The following is a 21,967-nucleotide window of genomic DNA, read 5'->3' as shown; positions in this document are numbered from 1 at the left end:
TGGGCGCCGGTCATCCTGCATGGCGACCGGTAACCGCCCTCCACTCAGCCGAACAGTCGCTGCGCGTGAATACCGAGACCCGTCGCGACACTCGCGAGGCGATCGCCGAACACCGGCTGCGCATCCGGGAACGCGTCGGCGAGCGCGCCCGACAGGAATGCGAGCCCCGTCGAACCGCCGGTGAAATACAGCGCGCCGACATCGCGCGGCGCAACGCCCGCAAGCCGCACCGTCTCGCGCGCGGCATCGACGATGCGCGCGGTATCGTCCCGGCTCGCGTCGACGAGGCGATCCGCGTCGAACGCGATCAGCAGGTCTTCTTCCACGTCGTTCAGGTCGATCATCGTCTCCCCGCCCGCCGCGACGCCGATCTTCGCTTCTTCCGCGCGCGCCATCAGCGCATGCCCGAGCCGCTGCTCGACCACGCTCGTGAGCCGGTCGTACTGCCGCGGATCCTGGTACAGGTGCTTCATCAGCTTCAGCTCGCCGATCCGCTTCGGCGTGTAGACGGTATTGATCAGGTGCCAGGTCGCGAGATCGAAGTAGATCTTGTTCGGCAGTTCGCGCCCTTCCGGATCGAGCGAACGGTAGCCGAAGGCGGGCAGGATCGCCGCCAGCTCGACACGCCGGTCGTAGTCGGTGCCCGCGACGTGCACGCCGTGGTGCGCGAGCACGTCGTCCTTGCGCTCGAGCCGCGCCATCCGCTGCGGGCCGACGCGCACCAGCGAGAAGTCGGACGTGCCGCCGCCGATGTCGGCGACGAGCACCAGACGCTCGGCGGGCTGGCGCGATTCGTAGTCGAACGCGGCGGCGATCGGTTCGTACTGGAAGTGCACGTCCGCGAAGCCGACCGATTGCGCGGCCGCCTCGAGCTGAGCCTGGGCGAGGCGGTCGGCGCGCGGATCGTCGTCGACGAAGAACACCGGCCGGCCGAGCACCGCACGGCCGATCGGCGCGCCCGCGCGCGCTTCGGCCTTGCGCTTCAGGTGCGTCAGGAAACGCGCGATGATTTCGGTGTACGCGATCGCACTGCCGTCGCCCAGATCGGTCGTCGTTTCCGCGAGCGGCGAGCCGAGAATGCTCTTCATCGAGCGCATCAGCCGGCCGTCGAAACCGTCGATATAGGAGGCCAGCGCCGCCCGGCCGTACTCGACCGTCTCTTCGTCGTTGTTGAAGAAGATTGCGGTGGGCAGCGTCAGATGGTCGCCCTCGACGGGCGCGAGGCGCATGCCGTCGCCGTCGGGCAGCGCCACGGCGGAATTGGACGTGCCGAAATCGATCGCGCAGTAAGTCATGGGAAGTTGCCGCAGCAGGCCGGCGCGAAAACGGAAAGGACGGGCTTTTTAACATGAAGCCCGCGCGATCACAACCGGGCCGGCCACCGGGGCCGCGCAACGGGCACCGGCGGCGGCCGACGCGCGGCGTGGCGCGCCGGGAACATGCGCGGGCAGGATGCGCGACGCCGCCTGCCCGTCTGCAGGATCAGGCCGCCGTGTCGAAGCTCTTCTTCCACGCGCCCGCGTAGACCACTTCGCCGATCGCATGGCGCGTGCGCGGCGCCTTCTCGCGATCGCGCAGCACGGGATCGAGCTTGTCGACGTTGCCGTAGTGGCCGAGCGAGATGATCGACACGATCGCGACGTCCGCCGGAATCGCGAACGCGTCGCGGAACGCCTTCGCGTCGAACCCGCTCATCTGGTGCGCGGCGAGGCCGAGCGCGTGCGCCTGGAGCACCAGCGACATCGCGGCGGCGCCCGCGTCGTACAGCGCGGTCGGCGCCGGCTCGCCCTTCGGCGTCAACGTGTGCGCGGTGACCGCGATCAACACCGGCGCCGGTGCATTCCAGCCCTGGTTGAACGGCACCAGCGTCGCAAACGCACGCTTGAACGCGTCTTCGTCCTGGGTGCGATCGAATACGATGAAACGCCACGGTTGCGCGTTGTACGCGGACGGCGCCCAGCGCGCCGCTTCGAGCACCGCGTGGAGATCGCCGGCGCTGACGGGTTCATCCGAATACGCGCGCGGGCTCCAGCGGCCCGCGATCAGATCGTGAATCGAAACAGTGGTGGGAGCAGGTTTGACGGACATGCGGTTCCTCGCTGACATCGATGAAGGGGCGCGAACGCCCGGCGAACCGCAAGCATACCTGCTTGAGCGACAGCGCGCCCGATCCCGCCGCGCTATGCAAATCTCCGTGCGTGCAATGGCCGGCCGCAGCAGGTGCGGCCGGCCGGGCCGCCGCGATCAGGCTGCCTGCGCGGCCGCGCGCGACGGACCGCGGTTGATCCGCAGCACGATCAGCGCGCCGACGATGCACAACGCGCCCGAGATCATCGACGCGATCGTGTAGGTGCCGAGGCTCGCGCGCAACAGCCCCGCGCCGAGCGCCGCGAATGCCGCGCCGAGCTGGTGGCCGGCGACGATCCAGCCGAACACGACGGGCGCCGCGGCCTTGCCGAACACGTCGGTCGCGAGCCGTACGGTGGGCGGCACGGTCGCGATCCAGTCGAGCCCGTAGAACATCGCGAACAGCGGCAGCCCGAAGAAATCGATCCCGAACGCATGCGGCAAGTAGATCAGCGACAGCCCGCGCAGCCCGTAGTACCAGAACAGCAGCACGCGGTTGTCGTAACGGTCGGACAGCCACCCCGACAGCGTCGTGCCGAACAGGTCGAACACGCCCATCGCCGCGAGCAGCGACGCGCCCTGCACTTCGGTCATCCCGTAGTCGCTGCACATCGCGATCAGGTGCGTGCCGACATAGCCGTTGGTGCTCGCGCCGCAGATGAAGAAGCTGAAGAACAGCAGCCAGAAGTCGCGCGAGCGGCTCGCCGTCAGCAGCGTGCGGAACGCGACCGCGAGCGGGTTCTCCTTCGTCGCATCGGGCGCGGGCGGCGCATCGGCCGGCTCGCCGTACGGGCGCAACTGCACGTCGGCCGGCCGCTCGGGCAGCAGGAACGCGACGAGCGGAATCACGATCGCGGCCGCCACCGCGACGACCAGCACGACCGGCCGCCAGCCGTGGCGCTGCGCGATCGCCGCGAGCATCGGCAGGAACACGAGCTGGCCGGTGGCCGTGCTCGCGGTCAGGATCCCCATCACGAGGCCGCGCCGCGCATGGAACCAGCGCGTGACGAAGGTCGCGGACAGCGTCAGCGCGACGACGCCGGTCGAGCAACCGACCATCAGCCCCCAGATCAGCACCATCTGCCAACTCTGCGTCATCATCGACGACAGCGCGACGCCCGCGCCCATCGTGACGAGCGCGGTGAGGATCGTCGGGCGTAACCCGAAGCGCTGCATCGCGGCGGCCGCGAACGGGCCCGTCAGGCCGTACAGCGCGATGTTCACCGAAATCGCCAGCGAAATCGCTCCGCGGCTCCAGCCGAGCTCGCGCTCGAGCGGCACCATCAGCACGCTCGGCGTCGCGCGTGTGCCGGCCGCCGCCAGCAGGATCAGGAATACCACCGCCGCCGCGAGCCATCCGTAATGGAAGCGCCCGCCGATTCGTGTCACTGCCCAGTTCATCTTCATGTTCTCCAGTTGGCGGTTCCGGTGTCGTCGCACCGGCTCCGCCCCAACCAGGCCACCTCCGCCGCACGCTGCATCGGCTGACCCGGGCCGATGCGTGGCATTTTTCCCGTCGATCCGGCCGGCATTGTTACCGGTCGGTCACAAGTGTGTTGCGATCGTAGTTACCAGTCGGTAACATGTCAAGCAATTCATCACGAAGTCGAGGGTCATCATGTCGGACATCGAGGCCGCCAAACCGCTCGCGCGGCGCACGCGCCGGCCGATCGACGGCGCCACCGCGCAGGAGCACCTGCTGCGCGCCGCCGAGGAGCTGTTTTACAAGGAAGGCGTGCGCACGGTCGGCGTCGAGGCGGTGGTGGAGCGCGCGGGCGTCAACAAGATGAGCCTGTACCGCCAGTTTTCGTCGAAGGACGAGTTGATCCTCGCGTATCTGGAGCGGATGGACGCGTGCTTCTTCGAGCGGTTCGACACGAGCGTCGCGAAGCATCCGGGGCAGCCGAAGGCGCAGTTGATCCAGTACTTCGTCGATCTCGCCGAGCGGGCGACGCAAAAGGACTATCGCGGCTGCCCGTTCGTCAACGTCGCCGCCGAGTTCCCGGATGCGTCGCACCCGGCGCGCGAACGCGTCGCGCAGAACAAGGAACAGCTGATGAAACGGCTCGTCGCGCTTTGCGAAGGCGCCGGCGCGCGACAGCCGAAGGCGCTGGCCGATGCGCTCGCTCTGGTGGTCGAAGGCATCTACGCGGCGAGCCAGACCTACCGGCACGGCGAAACGCCGATCGGCATTGCGCCCGCGCTCGTCACGCAGTTGATCGAAGCCGCCTGCGCGTGACGGTCGGCGCGCGTTCGTCCCCGGCGCGCCCGCTACAATGCGGCCCTCTTCGCCCTTTCGCCCGACTGGCATCACGATGACCGACACCCGCCCCGACTCGCACGACGACATCCTCGCCGCCACGCGGCACTGGCTCGCGCGCGCGGTGATCGGGCTCAACCTGTGCCCGTTCGCGAAAAGCGTCTACGTGAAGGAACAGGTGCGCTACGCGATCAGCGAAGCGACGACGCTGGAAGACGCGCTCGCCGAACTCGAAACCGAGCTGCGCGCGCTGGAAGCGGCGGACCCGCGGCAGGTCGATACGACGCTCGTGATCTACCCGCATGCGTTCGCCGATTTCGTCGACTACAACGATGCGCTGTTCTTTGCCGAGCGGCTCGTGCGGCAATTGCGGCTCGACGGCGTGCTGCAGATCGCGAGCTTCCATCCGCAATACCAGTTCGAAGGCGCCGAACCCGACGACATCGAGAACTACACGAACCGCGCGCCCTATCCGATCCTGCACCTGCTGCGCGAGGACAGCATCGCGCGCGCGGTCGACGCGTTCCCGGACGCGTCCGCGATCTACGAAAAGAATCAGGAAACGCTACGCCGCCTCGGCCACGAAGGCTGGCGCGAATGGATGCGCCGGCCGGGCGACGACGTGTGACGCGGCGTACAACGCCAGGCGGCGCGGGCGCGATGCCCGCGCGGCCGCACGTCAGCCTTCGGCCGGCTCGACGGCGCCGCCGCCCGCCGCGGCGGCTTGCGCGACGAAGAAGCGCTCGTTGAGTTCGGCGAGCCCGAACATCGCGAGGATCTCGGTCAGCCGCTCGCCGGGCTTGCGGCGCGGCAGGTTCTTGTACTGCGCGATGATCAGCTCGTTCTTCATCGAATGCTCCCAGCCGACCAGCTCGGTCACGCTGACCTGGTAGCCGTGCGCTTCGAGCTGCAGGCAGCGCAGCACGTTGGTGATCTGGCTGCCGAATTCGCGCGTATGCAGCGGATGCCGCCACACCTCGGTCAGCGCATTCGCGAGCGACTTGCCCTTGTTCTTGCGCAGCACGCCCGCGACTTCCGCCTGGCAGCACGGCACCAGCACGATGTGCTGCGCGCGCTTCGCGAGCGCGAAGCGGATCGCGTCGTCGGTCGCCGTGTCGCATGCGTGCAGCGCGGTGACGACATCGACGGTTTCGGGCAGTCGCGGCGACGTGATCGAATCGGCGACCGACAGGTTCAGGAACGACATGCCGCCGAAGCCGAGCCGCGCGGCGAGCTCGGTCGAGCGCGTGACGAGCTCCTCGCGCGTCTCGATGCCGTACACGTGCGACGCGAACGCCGGCGTGCCGTGCCCCGGCTGCTGCTTGAAGAACAGGTCGTACAGGATGAAGCCGAGATACGACTTGCCCGCGCCATGATCGACGAGCGTCACGTCGCCTTTGTCGGCCTGCACGCCGGCGAGCAGCGGCTCGATGAACTGGAACAGGTGATACACCTGCTTCAGCTTGCGGCGGCTGTCCTGGTTCAGCTTCCCGTCGCGGGTGAGGATGTGCAGTTCCTTCAGCAGTTCGACGGACTGCTCCGGACGGATTTCGTGGGTCTTGTTCGACATCGTGAAGCGGCGCCGGGCCACGGTCTGTCGACCACGGCCCGGAGGCGGGAATTCGTGAGGAATGGCGGTAGTTTACCGAAAATACGCGCTCAGGCCCGGACGCCGAGCCGCCACAACGACGTGACCTCGGCGCGACGCGCCGCATGCAGCGGATCGTCGGCGTCCGTCGACTTCGGATGCGCGGGGCGGATGTCGTCGCGGCCGAGCACGACGAGGCCGGCTTCGTCGATCCACTGCAGCAAGGTGTCGCGCGGCCGCAGGCCGAGATGCTCGGCGAAATCGGACAGGATCAGCCAACCCTCGCCGCCCGGCTCCAGATGCGCGGCCAGCCCGGCGAGGAAACCGCGCAGCATGCGGCTGTCCGGGTCGTAGACCGCATATTCGATCGGCGCGCTCGGCCGGGCCGGCACCCACGGCGGGTTGCAGACCACGAGCGGCGCGCGGCCGGGCGGAAACAGGTCGGCCTCGACGATGTCGACCCGGGCCGCGTGCCCGAGCCGCGCGACGTTCTCACGCGCACAAGCCAGCGCGCGCGGATCCTGATCGGTCGCGACGATGCGCTCGACGCCGCGCGAGGCGAGCACGGCCGCCAGCACGCCGGTGCCCGTGCCGATATCGAACGCGAGCGACGTCGCCGGCAGCGGCGCACGCGCGACGAGCGTCACGTATTCGCCGCGCACCGGCGAGAACACGCCGTAGTGCGGGTGGATCGGCGCGCCGCCGAGCGCCGGGATCGGCACGCCCTTCTTGCGCCATTCATGCGCGCCGACGAGGCCGAGCAGTTCGCGCAGCGACACGACCGACGGCGCACCGCCGGGGCCGTACGCCTCCTCGCAGGCCGCCCGCACGTCGGGCGCGCGGCGCAGCGGGATCGTGTAATCGGCGTCGAGCGGGATCAGCAGCATGCCGAGCGTGCGGGCGCGCTGCGATTGCGCGAGACGATGCAGGTTGAACGCATCGACGCCGGCCGCGGCTTTCGCCTTCTTCGGCTTGCGTTCGACACGGCGCGCCATCGCCTGCACGAGCTGGCGCGCATTCTGGAAGTCGCCCTGCCAGACGAGCGCGGTGCCCTCGCAGGCGAGACGGTAGGCCGCGTCGGCGGTGAGGCGGTCGTCGGCGGACACCGCGCGCTTCGGCGGTTGCACGCCGGCTTCGGAGCGCCAGCGCACGGCATGATCGACGCCGTCGGCGTCGGTCCAGTGGAAAACGGGGGAATCGGTCACGCGAATTCGGTACGGTTGGCTTCAACGGCGGCGAGAATTCACCGCGCGGACCACACCATACCGCGCTTTGCCCGGCCCGGCAAAACAGACGCCGCGACGGCCGCCCGAAAGCGTTCGTCGCGGCGCGACCGTCGATCAGGCGAGATCGAAGGTTTCCGCAACGGGCGCGTCGCGCTTGACGGCCGCGATGCCGTTCTCGCGTGCCTGCTCGCTGCTGTACGTCTCGCTCGTACCGATGACCTGGTGATTGGCCGCCTTCAGATTGAACATGGGCTCACCGTTGTGGGCGAGCTTCCGTTCGTAGCGCGCGTCGAGCGGCGCGTTTTCCCGTACGGACGCGATCCCGTTCCTCGCGCCGCTTTTCTCCTCGTACCGCTCGCTCGCGAGGATGATCTCGCCGTTCGCCGACTTCAGGTGAAAGTAGTACTGACCGTTCGTGGCTTTCTTGAGCTCGAATTTTGCCGCCATGGATTTCCCCTAAAAGAACGTCCGACCCTCGGACATCGTCAAGTGTAGGGCCCACGCCGACGAAAATCGATATTCCACGGAGATAAGCGTTAAGTATTGTTAAATGGTGAATATTTAGACACATTTGACCGACGTTGCACACCGACGGACGATCTAGCCGCCCCACCCCGGCATGGTCGGCAGACGCAGCGTGCCCACGTCGCTGAAGTGCACCGTGCCCAGCACGCTGCCCGCGAGCCGGCCGCGCAGCGCATACGGCAGTTCGCCGTTCGCGGCCGCGCCGGGCAGGTTCCACGCCTGCCGCGCGGCCGCGAAAGCCGACACCGAAACCGGCACGTCGAGCACGGCCTCGCCGAACCGCGGCACGGTGCCCGCCCGGTCGCTGACGCCGCTCGCGAACGGCGTGCCGTTCAGGTCGAGCGCGACCGAGATGCCGTCGTAGTCGATTGGCGCATCGTTCGGGTTCTGCACGCGCAACTTCAGGCTGAAGCGCATCTCAAGGCCCTGCCCGACCAAGGGGTCGAGCCCGACGACCGACACGCGCACCGGCTCGCGCGTGAGCGCCGCGCAACCACCCAGCAGGAACACGGCGGCGAACAGCAGCAGCACGGCGCGCAACGGCGCGATACGGAACAGGGCTCGCGGCATGGGACGGTCTCCTCGCGGCAATCGGTGAACGGGTTCGTCGCTGCATTGTACCGACCGTGCCGCCCTTCACCGGATTTCGTAGTTTTCGCGATGCCGCAAGATCGTTAATAGATTAAAACTACGAAATTTCCAGCTGAACGGAAAGCGCATTAATGCCTTTCAGCATTCAATGAAGCGCCAGGAATTCAATAGATGCGCTTTCTAATTTTTTCGTTTCCTTTACCCAAAACCATCAAGTATATTTACGCATCCTTGGAGCAAGCCGACAAACCTTGAAGCCGCATGACGGCGCACTTACGGGACGGCGACACGCTGTCCTTCCGTCCTGCGGACTGGCCCGGCCAGCCCCGTAGGTCGTCGGTTCAAAGGGATTGCGCGCCCGCGCCGGGCGTGCGGCCCCGTGTCGTGCGCGCGAAATCAATTCAGTACAACACGCGCCCGGCCATTTTGAACCGGCCAGTTAAACGACATCCGGAAATTCAGAGGGGGCAGTAAACCATGATTACCTTCACGTAGTCGGCCGCCGTCTTTTTCGAATAATCCGTCATTGGCATTTTTTCGCTGTTGATTAAACGGCGAGGGGATTGCTTTTGCCGGCGTTTTCGCAGCACTGAACGATTTTTTCAACAATCGAGGATTCAGTCATGTCGATTCATATTCGCAAGATGCGTTATCTGCCGCTCGTCGCCGCACTCGCGCTCGCCGGGTGCGGCGGCGACGACGGCGGTGCGGGCTCCGCTTCCGCGCTCAGCTCCGCCGGCGCGCCGCACACGGGCTCGTCGCCCGCCGTCACCGCGCCGCCGAGCGCATCCAACGTCGACAAGAGCGTGCAGCCCGTCGAACTGCCCGACACCGTGGTGCCCGTGAACTACCGGCTGTGGTTCCGCCCGAACGAAGCGCTGAACGCGTTCGACGGCCGCGCCGACGTCGAGATCAAGGTGCTGAAGCCGGTCAACAACATCGTGATCGCCGGCCACCGGATCAAGTTCACCAATGGCCGCATCACGCTGCAGCCGGGCAACATCCAGCTGATCGCGACGCCGCAGGACAAGGGCGACTTCTATCAGTTGCGCCCCGCCGCCGGCACGATCGCGCCGGGCAACTATTCGCTGCACATGGAGTGGTCGGGCATCATCAACTTCAAGTCGTACGACGATCCGGTCAACCACACGGGCGGCAGCTGCGGCGACGATCCGTATCCCGGCTGCTCGGCCGCGGAAGGCGTATTCCGCGTCGACCTGAAGGGCACCGACGGCAAGACGAGCGGCGCGATCCTCACGCAGGGCGAAACCAACCTGTCGCGCCAGTGGTTCCCCGGCTGGGACGAGCCGGCGTTCCGGCCGACCTATGAAGTGACGGCCGAAGTGCCGCAAAGCTGGCGCGTCGTGTCGAACGCGGCCGAGAAGCCGTCGACCAACGTCGGCGGCGGCTACAAGCTCGTGCAGTTCGAGAAGACCCCGCCGATGCCGTCGTACCTGCTGTTCTTCGGCGGCGGCATGTTCGACACCTACGAGGACGACTTCACGAGCCCGCTGCCGGGCGGCAAGGGCGGCCTGCACCTGCGCGTGTTCACGCCGCCGGGCATGAGCGAGTGGGCGAAGCCGGCGATGGACCGCACCAAGCAGGCGCTCGACTTCTACTACCGCTACACGGGCATCCCGCTGCCGCTCACGAAGTTCGACACGGTGGCCGCGAACGACGCGTTCAAGGAGCAGAAGGACCTGAACTTCGGCGGGATGGAGAACTGGGGCTCGATCCTCGAATTCGCCGACGACATCCTGCCGCAGCCGGGCCAACCGATGTCGCACTACGGCAACGAAGTGCTGACGCACGAAGTGGCGCACCAGTGGTTCGGCGATCTCGTGACGACCGACTGGTGGGACAACGTGTGGCTCAACGAATCGTTCGCGACGTTCTTCGAGACGAAGACCACGATCCAGTTCTTCCCCAACGAGTTCAGCTGGCTCGACCAGGTGAAGAACAAGTACCGCGTGATCAATCGTGACATCGGCCCGAACGCGTTCCCGGTCGCGCCGAACTTCAACGACTGGGCGTCGAACGACTTCGTGCTGAGCGCCAGCGCGTTCACGTACGACAAGGGCGGCCACGTGCTGAAGACGCTCGAGAACTATCTCGGCGAGCAGACCTTGCGCAAGGGGCTGCAGCAGTACCTGGTCGACTACTCGTTCGGCAACGGCACGCCGAAGCGTCTGTGGGATGCGCTGTCGAAGGAAAGCGGCCAGGCGGTCGGCCCGATCGGCGACAGCTACGTGCGTCAGACCGGCGTGCCGCTGATCTCGCTCGACACGCAGTGCGACCTGACGAAGAACCAGACGGTCGTCACGCTGAAACAGCAGCCGTTCCCGAACAAGAACGCGTATCCGGGCCTGCAGTGGACGGTGCCGATCACGCTCGCGTACGGCCAGGGGCTCGCGAAACGCACGACGCTCGCGCTGAAGGATACGCAGGCACAGACGCGGATCGACGGCTGCACGGGCGTGGTCGCCGATCCGAGCGGTCTCGACTACTACGTCGTGAACTACAGCGACGCGGCCTGGAGCGGGCTGCTCACGCAGGTCAACGGCTCGACCGATCCGGTGCTGCTGGCGAACCTGAAGAGCGAAGCCGCGCTGCTCGTCGCGAACAACCTCGCGCCGGCCTCGCGCTCGACGTCGATCGGCTCGGTCGCTTCGCCGGCCGCGATGAAGCTGCGCCAGACGCCGACCTTCGGCGGCATCGAACCGGTGACGAAGGAACGCCCGGCACGGCAATACCAGGGCATCTTCCGGCCGCGCAAGGTAGTGACGCAGTAACGGTGCGACTCCGGCCGGCGCTGCGCCACCCGCGGTGCCGGCCGGCGTACCGGTTTCTCCGACCTGTTGACGGGCCTCGCATGCGAGGCCCTTTTTTCATCGGCGGCGCCTCTGCCCGCCGTCCCGCCCACGCGGCGTTCCCGCGCCGGCTGCGCGAACCGCGCGGCGAAACGCGCTGCTGCGTCGATGCGTCGATGCGTCGCCCGATGCCGCGCTAGCGATCGTCGCGGCGCCGGAACGCCCACCACGCGGCCAGCGCGGTGAAGCCCGCGACGAGCAGCACCATCAGCCAGAACCCGTGCTTGTTCTCCGAGAACGGCACGCCGCCGACGTTCATCCCGAAGAAGCCCGCGACGATGTTGATCGGCAGCGCGATCACGGTGACGAGCGTCAGCGTGAACAGCGTCCGGTTGTTCTGTTCGTCGAGGCGCGAACCGATCTCTTCCTGCAGCAGCTTGATGCGCTCGTTGAGTCCCGCCAGGTCGGCGAGCACCAGCGAGAATTCCTCGGTCGACTCGCGCAGCTCCTGCACGTCCTCCGTGTGCAGCCACGCGGGCGGCTTCGCGAGCAGCCGGAAGATCGACCCGGGCTCCGGCGCGAGCATGCGTTGCAGGCGCGTCAGCGTGCGGCGCATCGCACCGAGCTCGATGCGGTTCGACGTGAGCCGCTGCGACAGGAAACGATCCTCGATGCGGTCGACGTCGACGCTCGTGCGCCGCATGATCTGGATCAGCAGGTCGGCCTGGTCGCGCAGCAGGTGCACGAGCAATTCCGCGGGCGACCGGAACTGCTCGCCGTCGCGCACGCACGCGCGCAGCGTGTCGACCGAGCGCAGCGGCTTGAGCCGCGCGGTCACCATGATGCGCCGTTCGACGTGGACGAACAGCGTCGCGATCTCCGACGGCGTGAGCTCGAGATTGAACATCACGTCGTTGACGATCGCGCGCAACGCGCCGTCCTCCTGCTCGATGCGCGTCGAGCGCGAGCCTTCGTGCAGGAATTCGAAGAAGCTGTCGGGCAACCCGAGATGCGTGCGCATCCAGCGCTCGCTCGCGCCATGCGCGAGATTGAAATGCAGCCAGACGAAATCGTCCGACGCGGCCGCGCCGTGCTCGCGGCACGTGCGCAACCACGCGGCGGCCGCGTCGGCATCGAGCATCGTGCCGGCGCCGCCCGGAACGAAGCGGAATCCGCACACCATGCCGGACGTATCGGCGCCGTAAGTCTGTACGATCAGGTCCATCGTGTCGAAGGTCGTGCGGCGCGCGCCGCGCCGCACATCGCGGGTCGCGGGCCCGCGCCGGGAAAAGAAAGGAAACGTATGCCCGACGGGCGTGACGCGTTCGTGACACCGTCACGCGGCATCATACCGGCGGTCGCTCCATGCCCCAAAAACAACGCGCCGCCCAGTGGGCGGCGCTGATAGGAAAGACCTCGCGGCGTGCGCGGCACGCGTTACTGCCGCGTCTCCGACTGCGCGGCGCTCGGGCACGCGGGGTCCTTGCCCCAGTGGCCGTCGCAGACGCGCCAGCGGCACAGCTGATCCTCGAAGAAACCGCGCTCCGAACACTCCTTCACGCGCGACGCCAGCGAGCCGCCGGTCGCCGCCGCCGTCTTGGTCGGCACCGCCTGCCCCTTCTGCGCGGCGAGTTTCTTGTCGGCCGGCTTCGTGCGCGCGACGAGCGCGGCGAGCAGATCGGCATCCGGATCGTCCTTCCCGGCCGCCTTCGCGGTTCGGGTCGGCGTCGCGTCGCGGCGCTTCTTCGCCTGCGCGAGCTCGGCCTGCTGTTCCTTGCGATGCTTGCGGGCTTCGGCCTTCGTGTCGGCCTTCGCATCGGTCTTGCCGTGCGCGGCGACCTTCGTGCCCTTCGACGCGTCGGCCTTCGCGGTCTTGGCCGTCGCCGCCGCGGCGGCCGCCGTTGCGGCTGCGCCGGCGGTGGCCGCGCCCGATGCGTCGTCGGCGCCGTTGGCAAGCGCACGCGACAGGCGGCCGGTGTCCGCGGCGGACGCAGTCGAAGCAGACGCAACGGCCTGGGACGCCGAATCGTCGTTGACGATCGTGGCCGGTTGCACGGCCGATGCGGCGGACGCGCCGTTCTGCGCGACCTGCGCGGCGCCGCCGCTGGCCGGTGCGGCCTTCTCCGGCGCAGCCGCCGCGGGTGCCGGCGCGGCCGCGACGACCGCGGGCCGTTCGCCCGACGACTGCTGCATGCGCCACGCGCCCCAGCCGCCGACGGCCACGACCAACGCCACCACGGCGGCGATCGGCGCCTTCAGCGAACGGCGCGGCGGCTCGGCGGGCGGCGTGACACGCCCTTCCAGATCCGCGAGAATGCGCGACTGCCGAGGTCCTCCCTCGCCTGCCGGTTTGGTATCGGACAGCAGGCTGGGCGGAGTTTTCGAATTTGAATTTTCCGGCGCACTCATTCAGCGTCTCATTGAATCCTGGTTTAATTCACCGCGATAATATAGCCCGGCTTCTCGAAGCAGCCTGATTCTAAGAGCAAGCATTGCAAAACACAATCAATTCCAATTTCCGGGGATTTCGTTGATTGCCGTCGCACTCGTCGCCTATTTCGCCCTTGCCGTCGCCGTCGCGGCACTGTTGCTTTTACCGGGTATCCGCGCGACCGTTTTCGAATCCGTCGCCCAGTTTCACGGCCGCCTTACGCGTCGTGCGAACGATCGCGCCGCGCGCACGCGGAGTCAGATTGTTAAATCGGCAAGCGCGACGCGCGGCGCATTAAGCGATGTGCAAAATTTACTGATTCGGCGACGCTTGATGATTATGGTATCGGCAGGTATTCTTGCGACGCCGCCATTGGTCGCCATTGCGTTACGCGGCCGGCAATTGTTCCAGTACGACGACACGGCGCGCGTGCCCGACGAGAAAATCGCCGCGCTGCTGCAGGGCGAGCAACTCGTGCCGCCCCCGCCGCTGCCGCCGGAAGTCTTCGCCACCAAGGAGGTCGAGCAGGTCCGCCCGGCGCTGAAGGATGCGAGCCGCGACTGGAATCTGCTGGACCCGGATTTCCGTACGCGTTTGCTGCTGGTCTACAAGATCATGCACGAACAGCACGGTTATGAAATGGCGTTGCTGGAAGGTTACCGGAGCCCGGAACGGCAGAACCGGCTGGCGCAGATGGGCAGCAACGTGACCAACGCGGCAGCCTTCCAGAGTTATCACCAATTCGGGCTGGCGGCCGATAACGCATTCCTGCGCGACGGCAAGCTGGTCATTTCCGAGAAAGATCCGTGGGCGATGCGCGGCTATCAGTTGTACGGCCAGGTCGCCGAGCAAGTCGGCCTGACCTGGGGCGGCCGATGGAAAATGATGGATCTCGGGCACGTGGAATACCATAAACCCGGTTTTAAACTGGGACGCGGCAGCTAGCCAGGGCTGCCGGACAAGAAATAATGAGGGCGGCATGGGGCTTTTTAATCACCCGGCAGGAAACGATTTGAGCGGCGCAAACAATCGGGCATTCCGGTGCGCGATTTTTTCCGGCCGCCGCTTCCGTTTTAAATCTCACAGCGTCCTTTCGTTAATGCGCGCGCCTTCTCCGATGCCGCGAGCGCGTTGATGCCAGCCTCCTTCATCCCGTTTGACAGCATGGCGACACATCGCGGCGCCACCCTTGCCGCTCGGCGCGCCTGCGTCGCCTCACCGAATCGCACCGGAACCTGAACGTCCTATGCAACGCATCCTCAACGTGCTGACTCATCCGCGTACGCTCTCGATCGTCGGGATCGTCGCGCTAGCGGCCATCCTGTTCATCGTCGCCGACATGCTGCAGTTGCCGCTCCTGTGGGCGGCGCTCGCGTTCGCGGCGGTCCTCGCGCTGTGGCTCGTCGTCGCGCTGTGGCGCCGCTGGCGCGTGAAGCGCGCGAACCAGCAGCTCGGCCAGGTGCTGGAAGAGCAGGCGGAAACCGGCAAGATCGCCGCCCCGGCCGCCGCGGCGCTCGCACCGGACGCGAAGACGGCCGACCTCGACGTGCTGCGCACGCGCCTGTCGGATGCGGTGAAGACGATCAAGACGTCGAAGATCGGCCAGGTGTCGGGCGGCTCCGCGCTGTACGAACTGCCGTGGTACATCGTGATCGGCAATCCGGCCGCGGGCAAGAGCAGCGCCGTGCTCAATTCCGGCCTGCAGTTCCCGTTCGCGGACAAGAACAGCGCCGTGATCCACGGCATCGGCGGCACGCGTAACTGCGACTGGTTCTTCACGACCGAAGGGATCCTGCTCGACACGGCCGGCCGCTATTCGGTGCACGAGGAAGACCGCAGCGAATGGCTCGGCTTCCTCGGGCTGCTCAAGCGCTATCGTCCGAAGGCGCCGATCAACGGCATCATCGTCACGGCCAGCATCGCCGAACTCACGGGCAACCGCCCCGAATTCGCGATCAACCTCGCGAAAAACCTCCGCCAGCGCGTTCAGGAGCTGACGGAGAAGCTGGAAGTGTTCGCGCCGGTCTACGTGATGTTCACGAAGGCCGACCTGATCACCGGCTTCACCGAATTCTTCAGCAGCAGCGACAAGCACGAGTACGACCGCGTGTGGGGCGCCACCCTGCCCTACGAGCCCGACGACAAGCGTGACGTCGTCGCGCAGTTCGACACGCACTTCGAGGAACTCTACGAAGGGCTGAAGGAGATCAGCGTCGCGCAGCTGTCGCTGTCGCGCGGCAACCAGCTGTCGCCGGGCCAGTTGAGCTTCCCGCTCGAATTCTCGACGATCAAGCCGTCGCTGCGCGCGTTCCTCGCGACGCTGTTCGAGAACAACCCGTTCCAGTACAAGCCGATCTTCCGCGGCTTCTACTTCACCAGCGCGCTGCAGGAAGGCGAAACCAACAGCGCGGCCGCGCAGCGCATCGCGCACCGCTTCGGCCTCGACGGAAGCGCGCTGCCGAAACCGCACAGCGCGTTCTCGAAGAACGGCTTCTTCCTGCGCGACCTGTTCTCGAAGGTGATCTTCGCGGACCGTCAGACGGTGCGCCAGTTCGCGAGCCCGACCAAGACGCGGCTGCGCTACGCGACCTTCTTCGGCTTCGTCGCGGCGCTCGCGCTCGCGCTCGGCGGCTGGACCTGGTCGACGATCGGCAACCAGCAGCTCGTCGCGAACGTGCAGGCCGACCTCGACAACGTCACGCGCCTGCAGCAGGGCCGCAACGACCTGCAGTCGCGCCTGCAGGCGATGGACATCCTGGAAGACCGGATCGAACAGCTCGAACAGTTCCGCCGCGACAAGCCGCTGTCGGTGTCGCTCGGCCTGTACCAGGGCGACCGTCTCGAACAGCACCTGCTGACCGAGTACTACAACGGCGTGCGCCAGATCCTGCTGGCGCCGGTGTCGCAGAACCTCGCGTCGTTCATGAAGGACGTGAACGCGCACCCCGAACAGCTCGTGCCGATGACGCGCCCGCCCGAATCGGGCGCCGTGCAGGGCGGCACGCTGCCGGTCTCGACGAACGCGGCAGGCGCCGCGCCGCAGGCCGGCGCCGTGCCGGCCGCGTCGGGCGCCGCACCGGCCGCCGCCCCGCAACAGGCGGCCGCGCCGCAGGGCGGCCTCTACAGCGACGCGTCGCCGACCAACGTGCAGGACGCGTACAACGCGCTGAAGACGTACCTGATGCTGTCCGACAAGCGTCACGTCGAGCAGGCGCACCTGACCGACCAGCTCGCCCGCTTCTGGCGCGGCTGGCTCGAGACGAATCGCGGCAACATGCCGCGCGACGAGATGATCAGGAGCGCCGAGCGCATGATCTCGTTCTACCTGTCGCGCGTGAACGACAACGACTGGCCGATGATCGACGCGAACCTCGCGCTCGTCGACCAGACCCGCGAGAACCTGCGCCGCGTGGTGCGCGGCATGCCGGCCCGCCAGCGCGTCTACGAGGAAATCAAGGCCCGCGCATCGACCCGCTTCGCGCCGATGACCATCGCGCGCATCGTCGGCGACGGCAACCAGTCGCTGGTTGCCGGCAGCTACGCGATTCCGGGCACGTTCACGCGCGAAGCGTGGTTCGACTACGTGCAGCCGGCGATCCGCGATGCCGCGACCAAGGAACTGCAGGCGAAGGACTGGGTGCTCAACACGTCGACGCAGGACGACCTGACGCTCGAGGGCAGCCCCGAGCAGATCCAGAAGACGCTCGTCGGCATGTACAAGACCGAGTACGCGCAGCACTGGCAGAAGTTCATGCAGGGCATCGCGGTACAGGGCTTCACCAGCTTCGGCCAGGCCGTCGACGGGATGAACCGCCTCGGCGACCCGCAGGATTCGCCGATCCGCAAGATCCTCGAGACCGCGTACGACCAGACGTCGTGGGACAACCCGTCGCTCGCGAACGTGACGATCAAGAAGGCGCAGACGGGCGTCGTGAACTGGGTCAAGCAACTGTTCTCGCGCTCGCAGGCCGGCCAGGTGGCGGCGGCCAACATCGACATCAACGGTAATCCGGCCGAGGTGCCGATGGGTCCGATCGGCCAGGAGTTCGTCGGGCTCGCGCGGATCGTCGCGACACATGACGGCACGTCGATGCTGAAGAGCTACATGGAGTCGCTGTCGAAGGTCCGCACGCGCTTCAACGTGATCAAGAACCAGGGCGACCCGGGCCCGGGCGCGCGCCAGCTGATGCAGCAGACCCTCGACGGCAGCGGTTCGGAGCTCGCCGATTCGCTGAAGCTCGTCGACGAGCAGATGCTGACGGGCCTGACCGATTCGCAACGCAAGTCGCTGCGCCCCCTGCTGGTGCGGCCGCTGATGCAGGCGTTCGCGGTCGTGATCCAGCCGGCCAGCGCCGAAGTCAACAAGGTGTGGAACGCGCAGGTCTACCAGCCGTTCCAGAGTTCGCTCGCGACGAAGTACCCGTTCGCGGCGAACGCGAAGGTCGAGGCCGGCGCCGGCGAAATCGCGCAGGTGTTCGGTCCGGACGGCTCGATCGCGAAGTTCGTCGGCACGACGCTCGGGCCGCTCGCGGTGCGCCGCGGCGACACGCTCGCCGCCCGCACGTGGGGCGACATGGGCATCGGGCTCACGCCGGAGTTCACGAACGGCTTCGCGCGCTGGGTCGCGCCGCTCGCCGGCGGCGCCGCCGGCAGCGCGGCCGCGTCGGCCGAGCCGCAGACCGTGTTCCAGATCCTGCCGCAACCGAGCACGGGCACGACGGAATACACGATCGCGATCGACGGCCAGCAACTGCGCTACCGCAACACGCCGCCGCAGTGGACCAACTTCGTGTGGCCGAACCCGCAGGGCTCGCCGGGCGCGACGCTGTCCGCGACGACCTTCGACGGCCGCACGGTACAGCTCGTCAACGAGCCGGGCCGCTACGGCCTCGAGAAGCTGATCAACTCGGCGCAGCGCAAGCGCCGTCCGGACGGCACCTTCGACCTGACGTGGGCACAGGGCAGCGTGAACGTGTCGGTGACGATGCGCATCATCAGCACGTCGCAACCGTCGGCCGGCGGCGGCGACCAGCCGCAGCAACAGAGCCTGCGCGGCCTGCAACTGCCGTCGTCGGTCGCCGACGCGAGCGCGGGCGCCGCGCAGAACGCGACGCAGTCCGCAACCGGCACGTCCGCTACCGGCACGTCCGCTACCGGCACCTCCGCTACCGGCACGCCGGGCGCAGCGCCGGCCGTCGCGGCCGCCAACGCAACGAATGCACAGAGGGCGCAATGACGCAAACGGTACAGGCGCAAATCGCCTACTTCGGCAAGATTCCGTCGCGCGGCGACTTCGTGAAGAGCGCGCACAATCCGCAGTTGCTGCAGACGCTCGATCGCTGGATCGCGCAGGCGCTGGAGCTGCTCGCGGAAGATCCGCGCTGGAAGATCGTCTACGAGGATGCGAAGCCGATGCATTTCGCGTTCCTCGGCTCGCGCAGCAAGCTCGCGATCGCGGGCCACATGGTCGCGAGCCACGACGTGTCGATGCGCCGCTTCCCGTTCCTCGGCGCCACCGCGCTGGAGGTCGACCGGCCGCTCGCGTTCCTCGCGCGCAGCCCGCTCGCGTTCGCGCGGCTGTGGTCGCGCGTCGCCGCGCAGATCCCGCCGCTGCTCGGCAAGGACGAGCCGCCCGGCGCGCTGCAGGCGCTCGGCGACACCCAGGTGCCGATCGACATCGGCGGCCCGGGCACGTCGCATGACGGCACCTTCAACGATTTCGTCGAACACCAGTCGCTGTACGGCCTGCAGCAGATGCTGCTCGAAAGCGGTCATCCGGTGCGGCTGCGCGGCGCGATGCTCGCGCTCGGCTCGCTGCTGCGGCCGGTGATGCAGAGCGGCTCGTCGCACATCGAGCGCGGCCTCACGCTGCCGCTGCCGGTCGATCCGTTCTACCGCAGCCTCGTCGCCGCGTTCTGGCTCGAGCTGATCGCGCCGTTCGTCGCGCAGGCCGACTTCGAGCTCGCGATCTTCATCGGCACGATCGCCGAACGCGAACGGCTCATCATCGGCTTCAACGGTGCGTCGGCGAAAACGCTGCTGAGCGTCGTCGACCCGCAGACCTACGCCGCCCACAACATCGACATCGACGATCCCGAGTGGATCGACGCCCATGCGCAAAACGATCAGCAGATCAGCAAGCTCGTCAGCTACCTCGACCAACCGCAACTCTCGCTGCGCGTCGCCATCGACGCGTTCCGCGAAGCGTTCATCGGAGGCTGACGGCATGCATCGCACGATTCAGGTCCGGCGCGCGCGCCTGTCGGCCGCCGTCTCGCCCGCCCTCGCCGCACTGTTCGCGGCCGGCCTCGTCGCGAGCGGCGCGGCCTTCGCGCAGAACACGGGCGCGACCGTCACGCCGGTCGGCAACGGCACGGTCGCGACGACCGCGCTGCCGCAGGCCAACCCGAACGCCGGCGGCGCGTCCGGCACGGCGGTACACGGCACCGCCGGCACGATCGCGCCGCCGCCCGCGAACGCGACGCCCGGCCAGGTGGTCGTCGGCGGCAAGGTGCCCGACGAAGCGACCAAGGCGGCCGTGCTGCAGAAGCTGCGCGACACCTACGGCGCGACGAACGTCGTCGACCAGATCGAGGTCGGCGACGTCGCGACGCCGCCGAACTGGAGCGCGAACGTGCAGAAGCTGCTCGGCGCGCAGCTCAAGCAGATCAGCAAGGGCCAGTTGAGAATCAACGGCACGCAGATCGAGATGAAGGGCGAGGTGCACAACGAGGCGCAGCGCCAGCAGCTCGCGAGCGACATGGCGAACACGCTGAACCCGACGTACACGATCAAGAACGGGCTGCGCGTGTCCGCGTCCGAACAGGGCGTGCTCGATCAGACGCTCGCGAACCGGACGATCGAGTTCGAGACCGGCAGCGCGACGCTGACGCCGCAGGGCAAGCTGATTCTCGACCAGATGGCGGCCGCGCTCGCGAAGATGCCGAACCGCACGGTCGACATCATCGGCCACACCGACAACTCGGGGAATCGGACGTCGAACATCGCGCTGAGCCAGGCGCGCGCGGACGCGGTGAAGGGCTACCTGATCACGAAGAGCATTCCGCCGCAGCAGATGACGACGACGGGCGTCGGACCGGATCAGCCGATCGCGCCGAACGATACGGCGGACGGACGGGCGCGGAACCGGCGGATCGAATTCCGCGTCGGGCAGTAACGGGAAACCGGCCGGCCGCTCGCGCGACGGCGATGCGGCACGGCGCGGCACACGACGGGCGGCGGCAGCAATGCGCCGCCCGTCCCGCGTTTACGACTGCTCGTCGGGCCGCACGCCCAGCAGCTCGCGAATGTGCGACAGCGAGCCGTCGTCCTTCACGACGCTCTCGAGCCACTTGTGCAGCGGCATGTCGGCCCATTCGGCCGCCTTGTCGGCGAGATACGCGACCGGGCTGTGCGGCTCGGTCTGGCGGAAATAGCGCGCCACCGCGCGCAACTGATCGACCGCCTGCGCACGGTTCTGGATGCCGGCGATCATCGGCGTCGCCGGAGGACGCGAAGCGGTCTGCTGCGGCACGTGAGTCTCCTCGGTCTGGATCGGCTGGCCGAACACCGGCTCGATGCGCTCGGGCTGGGCCTGCGGCGCCACCTGTGCGTGCGGCGCGCTGCCCGTATAGCCCTGTTCGCGCGCAAAGCGCTCGGCGAGCCGGTACACGGTCTCGAACGCGTCGCGCGCCTGCCGGAAGCTCGGCGCCGAATCGCCCGCGCGCTCGACGAGCCGCTCCTCGAACGCATCGAGCGCGAATTCGAACGCCTTCAGGTTCGCCAGCAGCGCCGTGTAGAACGCGATCGACGTCATGCGCCGCGACGCATCGATCTGCTCGATCGACGGCTTGCCGCGCGCGATGTCGTCCGCGTGCTCGGGGTCGCGCTTGATCGACTGCGCGACGTGCTGCGCGACTTCCCAGTCGAGCGTGCTGAACGCATTCGATGCGCCGTCCGTCAGCGGCACCGCGCGCAGCAACTCGGCCGTGCGGCCGGACAGCCACGCGACATTGCCGAGCCGGTGCTCGATGTCGTCGTCCTCGGGCAGCGGATGGAAGGTGTCCCAGAACTCGCGGCACAGGCCCTCGAGCAGCGCATAGCCTTCGGTGAGGCCCGTGATGCCGTCCTCGAGCGCGAGCGCCTCGGTCAGCCATACGGCGAGCCGCAGGTCCTTCGTGCGCGTGCGCAGCAGCTCGCCCGCATGATCGACGACGAAGCCCCAGTCGGCCTCCTTGATCTCGGTCACCCATTCGCCCTGGTCGAGCGTCGGGTCGTCATAGCGCCGCGCGTCCTGGATCGCGTCGAATTCGTTCGAAAACAGCAAGTCGTCACCGCTGGGCGACGTCTCGCTGATCGGCGTCAGCAGCTCGGGGAGATTGATCGGCATGGTTCGGTCAGTTCATCAAT

Annotated in this window: 18 protein-coding genes; 7 read left to right on the top strand and 11 right to left on the bottom strand. The window is 67.6% G+C overall.

Annotation, left to right across the window (positions count from 1 at the left end; translation table 11 throughout):
- Nucleotides 1–44 precede the first annotated feature (44 nt).
- From WS95_RS29855 to WS95_RS29845, 3 genes are all read right to left on the bottom strand, one after another.
- On the bottom strand, nt 45–1,295 hold the full coding sequence (locus WS95_RS29855; RefSeq protein ID WP_059827609.1) for an Hsp70 family protein: 1,251 nt from the start codon (nt 1,293–1,295) through the stop codon (nt 45–47).
- Nucleotides 1,296–1,482: 187 nt separating this feature from the next.
- A complete protein-coding gene (locus tag WS95_RS29850) occupies nt 1,483–2,088 on the bottom strand; it encodes a nitroreductase family protein (protein WP_034209815.1) in 606 nt (201 codons plus the stop codon).
- Between the two features lie 156 nt (nt 2,089–2,244).
- Nucleotides 2,245–3,528 carry an MFS transporter gene (locus tag WS95_RS29845; RefSeq protein WP_034209878.1) on the bottom strand — a complete coding sequence of 428 codons (1,284 nt, stop codon included), beginning with the start codon at nt 3,526–3,528 and terminating at the stop codon, nt 2,245–2,247.
- A gap of 217 nt (nt 3,529–3,745) precedes the next feature.
- On the opposite strand from WS95_RS29845, the gene WS95_RS29840 reads away from it, so the two are divergent.
- On the top strand, nt 3,746–4,366 hold the full coding sequence (locus WS95_RS29840; RefSeq protein ID WP_059827607.1) for a TetR/AcrR family transcriptional regulator: 621 nt from the start codon (nt 3,746–3,748) through the stop codon (nt 4,364–4,366).
- A gap of 76 nt (nt 4,367–4,442) precedes the next feature.
- On the top strand, nt 4,443–5,015 hold the full coding sequence (locus WS95_RS29835; RefSeq protein ID WP_034209813.1) for a DUF1415 domain-containing protein: 573 nt from the start codon (nt 4,443–4,445) through the stop codon (nt 5,013–5,015).
- Between the two features lie 51 nt (nt 5,016–5,066).
- On the opposite strand, the gene WS95_RS29830 is transcribed toward WS95_RS29835, so the two are convergent.
- The 5 genes from WS95_RS29830 to WS95_RS35210 form a co-directional block, all read right to left on the bottom strand.
- Nucleotides 5,067–5,957 carry a class I SAM-dependent methyltransferase gene (locus WS95_RS29830; protein ID WP_059827650.1) on the bottom strand — a complete coding sequence of 297 codons (891 nt, stop codon included), beginning with the start codon at nt 5,955–5,957 and terminating at the stop codon, nt 5,067–5,069.
- Nucleotides 5,958–6,046: 89 nt separating this feature from the next.
- Entirely contained in the window at nt 6,047–7,180 is a 1,134-nt protein-coding gene (locus WS95_RS29825; RefSeq protein WP_034209812.1) for a methyltransferase, read from the bottom strand.
- 135 nt (nt 7,181–7,315) lie between these two features.
- Nucleotides 7,316–7,648, bottom strand: a complete 333-nt coding sequence (locus tag WS95_RS29820) for a YegP family protein (RefSeq protein WP_034209811.1) — start codon at nt 7,646–7,648, stop codon at nt 7,316–7,318.
- A gap of 153 nt (nt 7,649–7,801) precedes the next feature.
- On the bottom strand, nt 7,802–8,296 hold the full coding sequence (locus WS95_RS29815; RefSeq protein ID WP_034209810.1) for an LEA type 2 family protein: 495 nt from the start codon (nt 8,294–8,296) through the stop codon (nt 7,802–7,804).
- Between the two features lie 417 nt (nt 8,297–8,713).
- Entirely contained in the window at nt 8,714–8,923 is a 210-nt protein-coding gene (locus WS95_RS35210; protein WP_156444607.1) for a hypothetical protein, read from the bottom strand.
- A gap of 17 nt (nt 8,924–8,940) precedes the next feature.
- Between WS95_RS35210 and WS95_RS29810 the strand changes: the two genes are divergently transcribed.
- Nucleotides 8,941–11,109 carry a M1 family metallopeptidase gene (locus WS95_RS29810; protein WP_034209809.1) on the top strand — a complete coding sequence of 723 codons (2,169 nt, stop codon included), beginning with the start codon at nt 8,941–8,943 and terminating at the stop codon, nt 11,107–11,109.
- Nucleotides 11,110–11,323: 214 nt separating this feature from the next.
- Here WS95_RS29810 and WS95_RS29805 read toward each other — a convergent pair whose 3' ends face one another.
- Complete coding sequence (locus tag WS95_RS29805; RefSeq protein WP_034209876.1) at nt 11,324–12,352, bottom strand: transporter; 1,029 nt, start codon at nt 12,350–12,352, stop codon at nt 11,324–11,326.
- Between the two features lie 212 nt (nt 12,353–12,564).
- On the bottom strand, nt 12,565–13,536 hold the full coding sequence (locus WS95_RS29800) for a hypothetical protein (protein ID WP_059827606.1): 972 nt from the start codon (nt 13,534–13,536) through the stop codon (nt 12,565–12,567).
- A gap of 121 nt (nt 13,537–13,657) precedes the next feature.
- Between WS95_RS29800 and WS95_RS29795 the strand changes: the two genes are divergently transcribed.
- The 4 genes from WS95_RS29795 to WS95_RS29780 all read left to right on the top strand — a co-directional run bounded on the left by WS95_RS29795 (nt 13,658) and on the right by WS95_RS29780 (nt 20,735).
- Nucleotides 13,658–14,503, top strand: a complete 846-nt coding sequence (locus WS95_RS29795; protein WP_034209807.1) for a M15 family metallopeptidase — start codon at nt 13,658–13,660, stop codon at nt 14,501–14,503.
- A 301-nt stretch (nt 14,504–14,804) separates the two neighbouring features.
- Complete coding sequence (gene tssM / locus WS95_RS29790; RefSeq protein ID WP_059827604.1) at nt 14,805–18,794, top strand: type VI secretion system membrane subunit TssM; 3,990 nt, start codon at nt 14,805–14,807, stop codon at nt 18,792–18,794.
- The gene (gene tagF / locus WS95_RS29785; RefSeq protein ID WP_034209805.1) at nt 18,791–19,780 is read left to right on the top strand and encodes a type VI secretion system-associated protein TagF; all 990 of its coding nucleotides are present in this window, start codon (nt 18,791–18,793) and stop codon (nt 19,778–19,780) included. The genes tssM and tagF overlap by 4 nt, the downstream gene beginning before the upstream one ends.
- A gap of 4 nt (nt 19,781–19,784) precedes the next feature.
- A complete protein-coding gene (locus WS95_RS29780) occupies nt 19,785–20,735 on the top strand; it encodes an OmpA family protein (RefSeq protein WP_059827602.1) in 951 nt (316 codons plus the stop codon).
- Nucleotides 20,736–20,825: 90 nt separating this feature from the next.
- On the opposite strand, the gene tssA is transcribed toward WS95_RS29780, so the two are convergent.
- The gene (gene tssA / locus WS95_RS29775) at nt 20,826–21,947 is read right to left on the bottom strand and encodes a type VI secretion system protein TssA (protein ID WP_059827600.1); all 1,122 of its coding nucleotides are present in this window, start codon (nt 21,945–21,947) and stop codon (nt 20,826–20,828) included.
- Between the last annotated feature and the right edge of the window lie 20 nt (nt 21,948–21,967).

Origin of the sequence: Burkholderia sp. MSMB1826, from assembly GCF_001526325.1 — a bacterium.
Lineage (GTDB): Bacteria > Pseudomonadota > Gammaproteobacteria > Burkholderiales > Burkholderiaceae > Burkholderia.
Note: the sequence above shows the minus strand (reverse complement) of the source record. Positions and strands in the feature narration are given on the sequence as shown.